The 12,662-nt window shown below is 58.6% G+C and carries 16 protein-coding genes; 11 read left to right on the plus strand and 5 right to left on the minus strand.

Translation table 11 applies throughout. The annotated features are described in order from the left end of the window. Positions 1-13 precede the first annotated feature (13 nt). The 5 genes from AC3WOY_RS28425 (at position 14) to AC3WOY_RS28445 (ending at position 2,095) form a co-directional block, all read left to right on the plus strand. The gene (locus AC3WOY_RS28425; RefSeq protein WP_492429897.1) at positions 14-325 is read left to right on the plus strand and encodes a hypothetical protein; all 312 of its coding nucleotides are present in this window, start codon (positions 14-16) and stop codon (positions 323-325) included. A gap of 30 nt (positions 326-355) precedes the next feature. Next, positions 356-535, plus strand: coding sequence for a hypothetical protein (locus AC3WOY_RS28430; protein WP_492429899.1), 180 nt, complete (start codon positions 356-358; stop codon positions 533-535). A gap of 53 nt (positions 536-588) precedes the next feature. Next, a complete protein-coding gene (locus tag AC3WOY_RS28435; RefSeq protein WP_492429901.1) occupies positions 589-819 on the plus strand; it encodes a hypothetical protein in 231 nt (76 codons plus the stop codon). A 26-nt stretch (positions 820-845) separates the two neighbouring features. After that, positions 846-1,082 (plus strand): hypothetical protein, encoded by a 237-nt coding sequence (locus AC3WOY_RS28440; protein WP_492429902.1) that lies wholly within the window; start codon positions 846-848, stop codon positions 1,080-1,082. 806 nt (positions 1,083-1,888) lie between these two features. After that, a complete protein-coding gene (locus AC3WOY_RS28445; RefSeq protein ID WP_492429904.1) occupies positions 1,889-2,095 on the plus strand; it encodes a hypothetical protein in 207 nt (68 codons plus the stop codon). A gap of 151 nt (positions 2,096-2,246) precedes the next feature. Here the strand turns inward: AC3WOY_RS28445 and AC3WOY_RS28450 are convergent, their stop codons facing one another. After that, positions 2,247-3,632: a hypothetical protein gene (locus AC3WOY_RS28450; RefSeq protein ID WP_492429906.1), complete on the minus strand. Its 1,386-nt coding sequence runs from the start codon at positions 3,630-3,632 to the stop codon at positions 2,247-2,249. 174 nt (positions 3,633-3,806) lie between these two features. Between AC3WOY_RS28450 and AC3WOY_RS28455 the strand changes: the two genes are divergently transcribed. After that, positions 3,807-4,259 (plus strand): hypothetical protein, encoded by a 453-nt coding sequence (locus AC3WOY_RS28455; protein WP_492429908.1) that lies wholly within the window; start codon positions 3,807-3,809, stop codon positions 4,257-4,259. 2 nt (positions 4,260-4,261) lie between these two features. Here the strand turns inward: AC3WOY_RS28455 and AC3WOY_RS28460 are convergent, their stop codons facing one another. After that, positions 4,262-4,924: a hypothetical protein gene (locus AC3WOY_RS28460; protein ID WP_492429910.1), complete on the minus strand. Its 663-nt coding sequence runs from the start codon at positions 4,922-4,924 to the stop codon at positions 4,262-4,264. A 17-nt stretch (positions 4,925-4,941) separates the two neighbouring features. Between AC3WOY_RS28460 and AC3WOY_RS28465 the strand changes: the two genes are divergently transcribed. From AC3WOY_RS28465 to AC3WOY_RS28480, 4 genes are all read left to right on the plus strand, one after another. Further along, positions 4,942-5,433 (plus strand): chemotaxis protein CheW, encoded by a 492-nt coding sequence (locus AC3WOY_RS28465; RefSeq protein ID WP_492429912.1) that lies wholly within the window; start codon positions 4,942-4,944, stop codon positions 5,431-5,433. Between the two features lie 72 nt (positions 5,434-5,505). Next, entirely contained in the window at positions 5,506-5,958 is a 453-nt protein-coding gene (locus AC3WOY_RS28470; RefSeq protein ID WP_492429914.1) for a cache domain-containing protein, read from the plus strand. 64 nt (positions 5,959-6,022) lie between these two features. Beyond that, a complete protein-coding gene (locus AC3WOY_RS28475; protein WP_492429916.1) occupies positions 6,023-7,720 on the plus strand; it encodes a methyl-accepting chemotaxis protein in 1,698 nt (565 codons plus the stop codon). A gap of 164 nt (positions 7,721-7,884) precedes the next feature. Beyond that, positions 7,885-9,615 carry a methyl-accepting chemotaxis protein gene (locus AC3WOY_RS28480; protein ID WP_492429918.1) on the plus strand — a complete coding sequence of 577 codons (1,731 nt, stop codon included), beginning with the start codon at positions 7,885-7,887 and terminating at the stop codon, positions 9,613-9,615. Between the two features lie 48 nt (positions 9,616-9,663). Here the strand turns inward: AC3WOY_RS28480 and AC3WOY_RS28485 are convergent, their stop codons facing one another. Then, the gene (locus AC3WOY_RS28485; RefSeq protein ID WP_492429920.1) at positions 9,664-10,047 is read right to left on the minus strand and encodes a hypothetical protein; all 384 of its coding nucleotides are present in this window, start codon (positions 10,045-10,047) and stop codon (positions 9,664-9,666) included. A 172-nt stretch (positions 10,048-10,219) separates the two neighbouring features. Between AC3WOY_RS28485 and AC3WOY_RS28490 the strand changes: the two genes are divergently transcribed. Beyond that, positions 10,220-10,981 carry a hypothetical protein gene (locus tag AC3WOY_RS28490; protein ID WP_492429922.1) on the plus strand — a complete coding sequence of 254 codons (762 nt, stop codon included), beginning with the start codon at positions 10,220-10,222 and terminating at the stop codon, positions 10,979-10,981. Between the two features lie 114 nt (positions 10,982-11,095). Here the strand turns inward: AC3WOY_RS28490 and AC3WOY_RS28495 are convergent, their stop codons facing one another. Both AC3WOY_RS28495 and AC3WOY_RS28500 read right to left on the minus strand, forming a co-directional pair. Next, positions 11,096-11,836: an HD-GYP domain-containing protein gene (locus AC3WOY_RS28495; protein WP_492429924.1), complete on the minus strand. Its 741-nt coding sequence runs from the start codon at positions 11,834-11,836 to the stop codon at positions 11,096-11,098. Positions 11,837-12,002: 166 nt separating this feature from the next. Next, positions 12,003-12,653, minus strand: coding sequence for a DUF2939 domain-containing protein (locus AC3WOY_RS28500; protein ID WP_492429926.1), 651 nt, complete (start codon positions 12,651-12,653; stop codon positions 12,003-12,005). Positions 12,654-12,662 lie beyond the last annotated feature (9 nt).

Genomic DNA, 12,662 nt, shown 5'->3' on the forward strand with positions numbered 1-12,662 from the left:
CCTCGAGGTGGCGATGAGCCTAAACGACGAGATGCGCCGCCGTATCGCGGCCGACATCCAGCAATTCGGTGTCTTCCTGTTTGGCATTTCTGAAGGCGCATGTGACATCTGCAATGGCGCCCAATGTACGGCCCACGCCGGCAGCGCGCTGTACCGTAATCCGGACGATGCGTTCGTGTACACCGTTGGCCAGCATACGCGCGGCAGGCCCGAGATCGTCGTGCTCGTTGGCCCCACTCCCGGGGAGCCCGCCGCCGATAACGAGACGGTGCAGGCAGAGATGCGTGGAGTCAGCTTAATCATCAACCACATGGTGAAGAACTGAGACACGAAGCCGCTGCGCGAGCACCATACGTTGACCAGCGCCACGGGACGCTCGTACGTCGTGGTGCCCACGCTGCTGATGCCGCCCACGGCGAAAGAGGTGCTGACGGCGCAGACGACCGAGTACTACGGCCATGACCGCTACGAGATCCTGGTGGCGATCGGAACGACTCCATTACGCCGCGTTGGCGGCCCGCCCTGCGGGCGGTAAATGGAATCTCAGGAGCGATTTGCTACGCTAGGTACACCACTAAGGAGAAAAGCATGATCAACAGCAATTCCCGCACTCCGGCACCCGCATCCGCCCGTGCGTCCCTGCGCCTGGCGCTCTTTGCAACAGCGTGGCTGCTCATGATCGCCGGCGGCCTGATGGAGTCGCTTCCAGTCACGTTCAGCGGCGGTTTGCTGCTCATTCTCTCGGTGATGATCGAACTCGACCATGCGGCCTCGCAGCCACGTCCGCTTCGCGTTCGCGCTGGGCGAGGTGGCCGGTGAAGCCCGGCTATTTCGGTAGCCTCTTTTTGGGCCGGGAGCTCCGTCCTAACGTCTTCGCCGAGAAGATCGCGTCCGGCCGCTGGATGATCCGCAAGGCGAGCGCGTTCGGGCACATGCCGATGCGGATTGGCGAAGTGATGGGCGGCAATGGGCAGTACCTCGCCTGCACCTGCAAAGGCGACGTCAAGGGGAAGGCCGGCAGCCTTGCCGACGCCGTCTCCGTCCTCGAAAGCCTGACTCCGGCCATCGCCGCCTGCCAGTAGGCCGCTCTTCATCAAAAAACCTAATGAGCGGTGCCCTTTAGGGTCACTTTGCACCCTTTTCTTGCGGCGCCGCCGTGCTAGTATTCCAGTACCTTTTTGTGATTTGCCTTGTGCATCACACCACCATCGCGGTGAAGGTGACAGTGTTTCGTTAGCTTTTGCTATCGGCTGTCTATGAGTCCTTGGCAGGACTTCAGCGTACCTTGTGTACGCCACAAAAACTCATGCCCGGTTCTCACTGATCCGTTAGTCGCACGCGCGACGTCCCTGTGAGCTGGTCGCTGACCCGTTTGGCTTCGCAGATGCCACCTCTTGTTTTGAAGGTATTGTGTTGCGGTTGAACCTATTCAGGTTCTCCAACACCCGGCGATGTCCGGTAATTTCAAAACTCCCTCCAACCGAAGGGATAGCCTCAGACAATGCTTATCCACCTCGTGTGGATCGCTCTGAGTGCCGCAAGCACTTCCCAAAGACTTAATTCACCTCGTGTGAGTCATTGCCTTTGTCGTGCTCTGGAATCATCGGTTTTTCCTCTGGGTCATGTGCAGCTTTCTGCACTAAGGAAATAAAAAATCACGTTGTTTTGCACTTGCCGGTATCCCAACCCTTGTGCGCTGGTTTGTTGAAGACCAGTCCGTTACAGCCCCTACGTTTGGGCGTTGAATCAACAGCCTGAGCCTGGGCCAAACGTAACAACGGCACCCCTTGCACTCTCCTTACGGAGAGTTGCAATGGGGATCTAGTGGATATTCGCGGAGTGTCCAGTAGATCCCTATTGCGGCATCTGAATAAAAAGGGCTCTGCCAATGTCTCTAGTCACCAAAATCCTGCTCGGCGTCCTCGCGCTATTCCTCCTCGTCTTCCTGGTTGCCTCTCACCGCGTAGCGGCCCTTCCGGCGTTCATCGACAAGCATCTGCGTAACGGTGTCGCGCAGGCAAGCCGCAAGCAAGTACTGCTCACGGTCCTGATCGTGATTATGCTTGGATGTGCAGTCGTACTAAGTGGAATCTAAGACGGTGGGATGGGAAAAAAAGAAGAGGCCCCCGGGGAAGGAGGCCTCTAAAGGATGATCTCTTGAGAGGAATGAGATCTTGGAGACAACGACCTCACTATACTCAAAAAGTTTGCGTCGGTGTTTTCGTAAGACGCCCCCTTTGGGCACGTTACATTGTTTTACTCTGCGGTTTTACGTACTTTCCGCTGTCGTACTTCTCAATCCAGCGCTTCATCAGTTCTGACAGGGGCAGGTCGGCGATTCGCACGACGAACACTCCGTAGGGAATCTTCGCGTGCACGTCCTTTGTCCGTGTGCTGATCGGAATGAGTTGAATCTGATCGACCGGCACACGAAGCGCCTTGCTCCAGTAGTCGATACATTGATCCCCGTCATGGTATCGGTCATCGCACTGCACATAGAACTCAACGCGCTTCGTGCTCAAGACGCCAAACCACGACTTTACCGCCAGAAGATCGTGCACGTAGGTGCCGACAAGTCCCATATGCCCGTCGTCGCGTAGCATTCCGTGAACGTGGATCAAATGAATGAACTCGAAGAACGAGCATGCCTTGCCATCGTCCAGCGTAATGAGCTGGGTAGGCGCACCGTCGTCCAGCGCGGGGAAGATGCCGGCGGCTCCCTGCAGCTTCTTGTTCTGCGCCCTCGCGCGATCCTCCACCACCATTGCCTCGGCCTTGGTGTCCTCGTCCTCGGTGACCGGATTGATCAGCCTGGATTGCTCGAGCACCGTGACATGGTTCTCGTCAATATGGCTGAACCGCCGGGTGCGAGGCTCTTCCGCGGCCGTCGGCTTCGTATAGATGTCCTTGAGCCACCAAAACAGCGTCTTGGTATGGACCCCGATCTCCTTCTGGATCTTGGCGAACGACTTCCCGGAGCGGAACATCTCGCGCGCCACCTCCCGGCTGTATTCCCGATACGAAAGCAGTGAACGGGGGATGGCGTTACTGTGGGACCAGTCCTCAATGACGTTGCGGTCCCAGAACCACATCCCGGCATGGGTATCTGTCTTGGCGATATAGACGCCCTTGATGCCGCCCTTGTCCATTTCCCGCTTCAGGACCTCGCGCATGTCGCCGAGGTGGATGCCGAGGATTTCGGAGGCGTCGACCGACGAGACGAGCGGGAATCCGTGGGACCGCTCCGCCTCTGCAACCTTTGCGGCGAACCCGATCGACCGCGCCGCGAGCTTCGCGGCATCCGCTACCTTGTCGACCGCCTCCTTCATGACTTCCTTGGCGACTTTCTGCGCGTGGGAATGGAGCCGCTTCATGTTCGCTCCGCTGGTCAGGCCCGGATTCTCCTGGATGTAGGAGAACAGGCGTAGCCGTAGACGCATCTCGGCATTGTCAACGTAGTTGGCGACCTTCCGGTACCGGCCGTCCTGCATGAGCATGTCCTTGTGCTGCTCAAGCAGCTGTCGCGCCTCGCTCAAATCCAGCTGCTTGCATTCGGCGGGGATGTCAGTGACCAGTTGATGCGCCACTTCTTTTGGCACCCCAAATTCGCCGTGATCTATCGCTGTTCCCATCAAGTTCTCTAAAATGGATGTAATACCGCAAGTTTAGCGGTAAAACCGGCGAGCCGCGGGTCTTGGCTGCGCCAGGCGTGTATTCGGACCACAATAGTGAGAAAATGGAACTGGCGGGACCGAAATGCTGTAATACGCACGCCGCCCCATCAAAACCGAGGTCATGCAGTGTTATTGAAGTCGAAAATTGCGGTTGTTCTTGCTTGCGCCTTGCCGGCTGTCGCCATCGCGAACCCGGCCGGCGAGATCCTGCTCGGCTCCTGGACTGGAACGGCTGTCTATCAAGCTGCCGCAGGCGGGTCGACCGCGCACGTCAACAACAACATCGAATTGTCACTGGTGATCGACGAGCGGCGCCGTGTCGTGGGCGCCAGCTCCGAGAATAACTGCTCGTTCGTGGGGGAATACAAGCCGACGATGTCGGCCAACGACTTCAGCCTCAAGGTGCGCGTCAACGGTTGCAACTACCAGGCGTTCAACACGAAATTTGACGGAACGCTGACCTACTTCCCCAGCAATAAGCAGCTTCGCCTTATCCTTACCCGCGACGACTCGCCAACGCCCCGTAAGGTGATCCACTACGTCATCGGCGCAAAGCTCGCCCGCGAAGGCAAGCCCCCGCAGTAAGCTCACATCGAAAACCCTTCAATTCTGGCGTGGTAGGTAACATGGCTCACCAGGTGTGAGTTGCCCGCCAACGCCCGTAACGTCAATTGCTTGAAGTCCTGAGGACGCGCAGCGTTCTTTTCGCACCATCGGAAGTAGAGCCGCAACGCGGTCTTCATCTGCTCGGCGGAAAGGTAATCCTCGTAGTAGTCGGAGTAAAAGCGCAGGTCCTGGCTCATGGGGCGTAAAGCTCGTCGTCTTGCGCTCATTATGAATCTCGCCGTCATCCACGCTCCCCCGCTCATACCTTCGGCTTGCCAACCGTTTGCATTTTCGTTGATCCAGATCAGGCGACCACCAAATCTGAGAATAACCGTCCAGCAGTTAAGAAAACGGCACCGCAACAAGCACTGGCGCTGCAGTGCTTTTTCAATCCTTGAAAAGGGCAAACGGTTGTCGCAGGGAAAACGCAAGAGTTTCCCTTTTGGGCGCAAAAGGACTGTTTTGCCTTGCATATCGCCGTGCTTAAATGCGATCGCCCATGCTGGGATCTGAAGCGTTTGTTGAATGATGAACGCTCCCCAACCCGAAGTTCGGAATTTGAATATCTCGGAGTGATGCGTAGGATTTTCGGTGTGAGCCATGAGCGCCGTTTGAATAGGACGGCGCACCGTCAAACGATTCAATGAGCACTGCACCGGCTATGACAACAGCATCACCAGCGAATACAGAAGAAGGTTTGCGCACATCCGAGTATCTGGCCTTCCGGCTTGGCAGGGAAGAATACGCCCTGCCGATCGAGAAGGTCGGCGAAATCCGCGGCTACGACGCCGTTACCCGCATCGCGAACGCCCCTGAACATCTGAAGGGCGTGATCAATCTTCGCGGCACGATCGTGCCGATCATCGACCTCCGTATCAAATTCGGCATCAGCGAGCCGACGTACGACCAGTTTACCGTCGTCATCATCCTCATGATCGCAGGCCGCACGGTCGGCATCGTTGTTGATGGCGTGTCCGATGTCATCTCGATGTCGGATGCACAGATCAAGGATCCGCCGGAGCTCGGCACTGCCGTCGATTCTGCCTACCTGGTCGGCGTGGCGTCGCTTGAATCGCGGTTGCTGATTCTCGTTGACGTCGCCGAGTTGGTCGGCGCTGACACGCTTACGGGACACGAACGCCTGGCGGCTTAAACCGCCGGACCGTAGTTGTAGTACCAGAGGTGGCGCAGGCCACTATCAAATAACCAGCATGGGGAAATAACAATGAAAAAAATGATTGCAAGCTTGATGGTGTTTGGAACCGTGGCATTTAGCGGTATGGCAGTGGCGGCGGAGAAGGGCACCGCTGCAGAAGCAACGGCAATGGTGAAGAAGGCCGTCGCTTACGCCAAGGCGAACGGAAAGGAAAAAGCGTTTGCGGAGTTCAGCGACCCGAAGGGCCAGTTTGTCGATCGCGATCTGTACGTGATGGCTTACGACATGAAGGGCAACAACAAGGCACACGGCGCGAACGCAAAGCTGGTCGGCCGCAATCTGTACGACATTCAGGACGCCGACGGCAAGTACATCGTCCGCGGGCTGATCGACACCGCGAAGAAGGGCGGCGGCTGGTTCGACTACAAGTGGCCCAACCCGCAGAAGGTCGTTGAGCCGAAGTCCACGTATGTTGAAAAGATCGATGACGACACCCTAGTCGGTGTAGGCATCTACAAGTAATCAGGCGTGCCGGGTCGCGGCCAGGTCACGCGCCGCCGCGGCCCTCAAATAGACGGAGCGCAAAATGAAGTTCCAAAACCTTAGAATCGGAACCCGACTTGCCATCGGGTTTGGCATCGTCCTGGCCCTTGTCGCCATCATGGCTGTGCTCAACATCGGCAGCATGGCAAAAATACAGCGTAATTTCGATCACAACGTTAAAGTCACGGACGTCAAGGTCGACACCCTCTACAACCTGCGCCAGGTCATCATGGTCGCGATCGTACACGGCCGCAACATCGCGCTCCTGACCGATCCGGTGGCGATTGGCGCCGAGAATCAGAAGCTGGCGGAGGCGCGAGCACAGTACGGCGTGCTCTTCGACAAAATCTCGTCCATGGCAACCCCGGACGAAAAGGCGTTGCTGGACAAAATCACGGCGGCCCGCAACAACGCGATCGAAGCGCAAAAGAAGGCAGCCGCCTTGTCCAAGGCCTTTGAAACGGAGGCCGCGATCGCGATGACGATCAATGAAGTGCAGCCGTTGCAGAAAAAGATCATGGATTTGATCGAAGAACTGATCTCGACGATCACCAGTAAAGCGGCAGGCGCAAACACGGACGCAGCGGAGGCAAACGCCTTTGCCCGCAACGTGACGCTGTTCATGTCGCTGCTTGCAGTCGCGATCGGCGCGGCGCTCGCGTGGTTCGTCGCCCACAGCATCACTTCCCAAATGAAAAAAGCCGTTGAGCTGGCGCGACGCGTGGCCGACGGCGACCTTACGACCGACATTCACGTTGAGTCGCGGGACGAAACCGGGCAACTTATGCAGGCGTTGAAGGACATGAACTCGGCGTTGCTGCAAACCGTGAGCGAAGTGCACCGCGCCACGGATACAATCGCCACGGCCTCATGCCAGATTGCATCCGGCAACCTCGACCTTTCCAGCCGCACGGAGCATCAGGCAAGTTCGCTCGAAGAGACCGCGTCGTCCATGCAGGAATTGACCTCGACGGTGAAGCAAAACGCAGAACATGCCAAGGAAGCAAACACGCTGGCAGCACAAGCCTCGGAGGTCGCCACGCGCGGTGGCGAAGTGGTTGCACAGGTGGTTGACCGTATGGGTGCGATCAACCAGTCTGCACGCCAAATCGCCGACATCATCGGCGTGATTGACGGCATCGCCTTCCAAACCAATATCCTTGCGCTGAACGCAGCGGTTGAAGCAGCACGCGCCGGCGAGCAAGGGCGGGGGTTTGCAGTGGTGGCATCCGAGGTGCGCAACCTCGCGCAACGTTCGGCCACAGCAGCCAAGGAAATCAAGCAGCTCATTTCTGCTTCGGTCGATGAAGTGGCGGCAGGCAGCGCGCTCGTCGAGCAGGCCGGTGCAACGATGGATGAAGTGGTGGCAAGTGTGAGAAAGGTCACCGACATCATTGCCGAGATCACGGCGGCAAGCCGCGAGCAGAGCGATGGCATCGGACAGGTGAATCTGGCGGTCGAGCAAATGGACCAGGTGACGCAGCAAAACGCAGCACTCGTTGAGGAAGCTGCCGCGGCTGCCGACTCCTTGCGCGACCAGGCCTTAAAGCTGCAGCAAACCGTGCGCGTATTCCGAACAGGCACCGACGATATCGCCCACCAGGTGGAAGCGCCGGTCAACGCGGCGCCGCTTGCCCCGCCGGTGTTGAAGCAGCGCAGCGCCCCGGTCGTTCGTCCGTTACGCAGGGTAGCAAACGGCGTCCCAGTGGCGCCAGCCAACGATGGCTGGGAAGAGTTCTGACCTCACAGACAGCCCCTCGAATTCGAGGGGTTTTTCTTCTCCACTTGGTATTGCTGAATGCGCGACTCGCTGTAAACCCCTTACAGACTGTTGCAATTTGGCACATAACTTGCAACGGGGTAAGCGCTTCACGATTCCACTAAAAACAAAAACGAAAGGTAAACATGGCTTTACAACTGACGATTAAAGCGAAGCTCGTTGCGCTTTGCATGACTGGACTCGGGCTAGTCGGCATTCTTGGAACGGAGGCCTATGTGACCTCATCCGAGCTTGAAGCAACGATTCAGGAAATGGAGCAGAGCGCTGCTGCCCACGCCGATCAACTTAGTTCAGACATGCATCACGACGCGTTAAGGGGCGATGTGCTTGCGGCCTTCGTTGCAGGGTATCGCGCGGACACGGCAGCGCAAGCAGGGATCAAGGCGGATCTCGCCGAACACGCCAAAGAGCTGCAGGACGCGCTGGCTGAAGCCAAGGAACACTCAAACGACCAGGTTGTGAAGGCGAAGGTCGACGCTGTGTCTCCGGCAGTTACAAGCTACATCGAGTCGGCAAAGGCGATCGTCTCGCTTGCGGGATCGGATATGAAAGCCGCCGAGGCGCAGCTCCCGGATTTCCTCAAACGCTTCAAAGCGGTCGAAACCGAAATGGCGGCGCTCAGTGAAGCGATTGAGGCGAACCAACGGACCATCAAAGACGACAGCGCCGCGACCATCTCGGCTGCGCATATCAAACTGGTGGCGTTCACCATCGTTGCCGCCGCGGTGCTTCTTATTATCGGCGTGGCTATCACGCGTTCGATCGTCCGTCCAATCGATGCCGCCATTGCCATTGCGGAGCGCATCTCCGGTGGAGACCTGACCGGTCAGATGGTAGCTGACCCGGGCGATCAAACCGAAACCGGACGCCTCATGATCTCGCTTCAGACGATGAACGCCAACCTCATTCGCATCCTGGGGGAGATCCGTTTCACGAGCGACACCATTGCGACGGCGTCGACGCAGATTGCAGCAGGAAACCAGGACTTGTCCCATCGCACCGAGCAGCAGGCGGGCTCGCTCGAGGAAACCGCGTCCTCGATGCAGGAAATCACCGCTACTGTCCGAACCAGCGCAGAAACAGCGCAACAGGCGAACCTGGTCGCTACCGACGCAACGCAGATCGCGGAAAGAGGCGGCGAGGTAGTGTCGCAGGTTGTCCAGCGTATGGGATCGATCAACCAGTCGGCCAGCGAGATTGCGGGGATCATCAGTGTCATCGACGGCATCGCCTTCCAGACCAATATCCTGGCGCTTAATGCAGCGGTCGAAGCAGCGCGCGCAGGCGAACAGGGACGGGGATTCGCGGTTGTCGCATCGGAGGTCCGCGCTCTAGCCCAACGCTCCTCGGCGGCGGCAAGAGAGATCAAGGCATTGATCGACAATTCGGTCAGTGAGGTGGCCGCAGGCAGCACGCTGGTGCAGGAGGCCGGCGCAACGATTGATGAAGTAGTGGCAAGCGTGCGTCGTGTGTCCGCGTTGATGGGTGAACTGGCATCTGCCAGCCGTGAGCAGAGCGCCGGCATCGAACAGGTGAACCGAGCGATCGAAGATATGGACAGCACCACGCAGCAAAATGCATCCCTAGTGGAAGAAGCGTCGGCAGCGGCAGAGTCGCTTCGAACGCAGGCCCAGCGCCTTGCCACAACAGTTGAAGCCTTCCGCATGCACGGATCCGTTGCTACTGCACAACCGGCGGCGCGTCCGGCTCTCACCGTGCCCGCACGGACCGCACCTGCAGCGGTCGCACGCGTCGCCACTGCCCGCCGCGTGCCTCTAGCCGCGCCACGCGCTGAGCCTCGGGCTCGCATGGTCGGCAACGGCACGCCCGTCATGTCGGAGTGGGAAGAGTTTTAAACGCCAGTCGCGGCCGGCAGGAGCTGGCCGCACATCCGAGCAGCGAGATTAGAGGCGAGGGTACTTCTGCAGCAGGCCTTCCGGATGGGAGGCACTAGCCTCAAGCAGTACTTGTAGCTTCAAGGGGCCGCGAAACTGCTTTAACCGACGCGACTCTGCAGGCCAGCACTCTCCCTCGATCATCTCGTCTGCTGGACGCAGGTACCGCAGAAGCTGCTCCGCGGTAGCGAACGTGAAGCCGCCCGCGTAGCCCAATGCATGACAGAGCGTCACGCCACGTATTGCGGCACGCTCGCGCGGCGAGAGCGCCTCCAGCAACTCGATCAACGGTGACGTCGGGGTGAAGGTGCGAGGCAGCCTGCCCGATGCTTCAAATTGCATCAGCTTGCCTGGGTGCCGCAGCAGGTGGCGAATGACCCGAGGGTTTGTCATGGCGCATTCATGTGTTTGGTTGGTATGCATTTCATGCTAAACCCCCGATACCGCGAAATCGAATTCCTGCCCGACCCCTCTAACAGTATTCGACGCGCGCAAGTTCATGCCCTATGATGGGCACGATGAACCGCATATTGCAGGAACGACGAAGCAGCAAAGGCAACACCTGATGACAGCAAGCATTCTTCGATTTTCCGGCCGCCCGCAACGGGCGAAGCAGGAATATATGGAGACCTTTCTCCCGGCCGGTCCGTGGGTGTGTCCCGACCAGCACTCTCGCCGTGACCTCATCGGCTTTGCGTTCACCTATCCCACCGGCCCTGATCACCCGACGCACGCAGAAGTGGATCCTGCCGACTGGAGCGCAGCGAAGTCGATAGCCGCCATCGAGTTCGAGGGGGATCTCGAAGCTGCCGACCAGATCCGGGCGAACACCTTTCCGAACACCCGCGTCCTGGCCTTCTGGACACGCCCCGAGCGCCGCAAAATGCGCCCGGATGGTCTGCTTCTGTTTCGCACCGTTGGAGACTGCACCGCCAGTGAAGAACTCAGTGGGATCACGGTATTCATCGACTACTGCTGGCTGGCCCCCGTATTTCGTGGGCTGAAGTATTCCCATTACTTTGCCTGCTATCTCCGCGCCTTCGTCTTCTGGCACCCGATCCACCCGTGGTATCCGCCGGCGGGGCAGCAGGCGCCGGTGGCCGAGGACGGCGTCGCGGTCCGGCTCGTCGCGCCGCACGGACCTGGCGCATGGAACCACCTCTGCCACAACATTGCAGCCATTTTCAGCATGAACATGAGCATGTGGAAAAGCGACCGCGAGCGTGGCCGGGAAGCAATTACGCCTTATCCAGCCAAATGGGCGGTGGAGCGCCTGCAGCTCGAGGTGCCGCACATGCCATTGGGCAGCGACAAGCTGCCATTCTGATGAATGATGCGGGGATGAAGGTGCAGCAAGCCCAATGGGGCACTGTATTCGGTTCGCTGCAGTCGTGAGGAGGCGCTACGAGCACGGTAATGCGTGCTCGCCGGTCTTGAACGGTTAGGTCAGAAAGTCCCGATTGTCGTTGCACCAGGCCGTGCATGCCTTCACGACGATGGGGTCAAATGCGCTTCCGGATAGCCGAGCTGCCTCCTCGAGCGCAAAGTCAATTCCCAGACTGGGCCGGTACGGGCGGTGACTCCCGATGGCCTCGACGGCGTCGGCCACGGCAACGATCCGCGATTCGAGCAGGATGTCGTCGCCCTTCAGATTGTTGGGGTAGCCGGTCCCGTCAATTTTCTCGTGGTGCTGTAACGCCACCTTGGCGACTGGCCAGGGAAACTTGATCGGCGCCATCAGGTCATGTCCCAAGGCCGCATGTTCCTGCAGCAGCATGCGTTCAGCGGCCGTGATCGCGCTCGGCTTGGACAGGATTTCGTGGGGAACGCGGATCTTCCCGAGGTCGTGCACCGCTGCGGCAAGCGTGATGCCGATGATGTCATGGGCGGGCAATGCCAGCCGCTCCCCGATCCCCCGTGCAATATGGCTTACGCGCTTCTGATGTTGCGCAGTATAGGCGTCGCGAGCACGGCAAATCTCGAAGACACATTCCACGATCCCGTGAAAGTCGTCGGGATGATGTCTCAGGTTCTCCGCGACGACATCGCGAATGAGATCGGAGACGGCTTTGTGTCCGAACCGTGCCTCGACATGCGAAAGCATGGACCGAAACATAGTCGAAACCTCGTCGATCCCCATCTTCTCAATAGCGAAGGGGATGGTGGATTGGGGCAGCAGCATCGGGGTCACAATCAGTGGATATTTCGTAGCAGCAATTTAATTGATTTAATGACATAAGGCAAAACCCTTACGTCAAAAATGGTATTTATTTGCCGGCCCGATTTCAAATTACCGCAAATAAAAAAGGCGGCATGGAGATTCCGCCTTGCCTTTGAGCCTGCCGCGCTCACTTCGGTGGTGCCGCAACTCCCGTGGCCGCGCCCGCGTTTGCTGGCATGGATTGCTGCTGGAGCTCCTTCAGGAGGGACGGGATTCGGACTTCGTCCAGTTGCCACCCGAGTCCATCACGCACCAGGATGAACAGCACTTCTGCCGAACCGCTCGCTTCTTTGGCGCGAACCACGAAGCGATTGAACCCGTCGTAGCCCTTTTCGATGACTGGCCCCGACTCCTTCCCGGTCAGCACCTCAGCCGCGTGGGCCGTGCGGCGCGTGCCGTGGAAGGGGATCGCTCCAGTCAGCAGCCGCATGATATTGGGCGCCGTGATGGCTTGCTCGAGCATCGGCGCCACATATTGGTCGGCGATCAGGTTGAGCATCTCGGGCGTGATCGCCTCGGCTGTCCCGATCTGCGCGGACATTGCCTCCTTGAGCTCTTCTTTCAGCGAGGCGCGAATTGCCGCCACGTCCACATATTCCTCGAACCGCTGCTGGTCGTTGCCCTCCGCGGCCTGCTGAATTTGCGCGAAGCTGTAATAGGGCGCGTAAACAAACACACCGACCATCGAAATAACCGCAAGCACGGCGAGCGCGACAATGCCGGCGACAAACAGCGTTGATAAGTTCGTCGCGGTACCCTGTGCGTCTTTGTCTGTCATGATTTCCTC

The organism is Noviherbaspirillum sp. FW303-A3, from assembly GCF_058788695.1.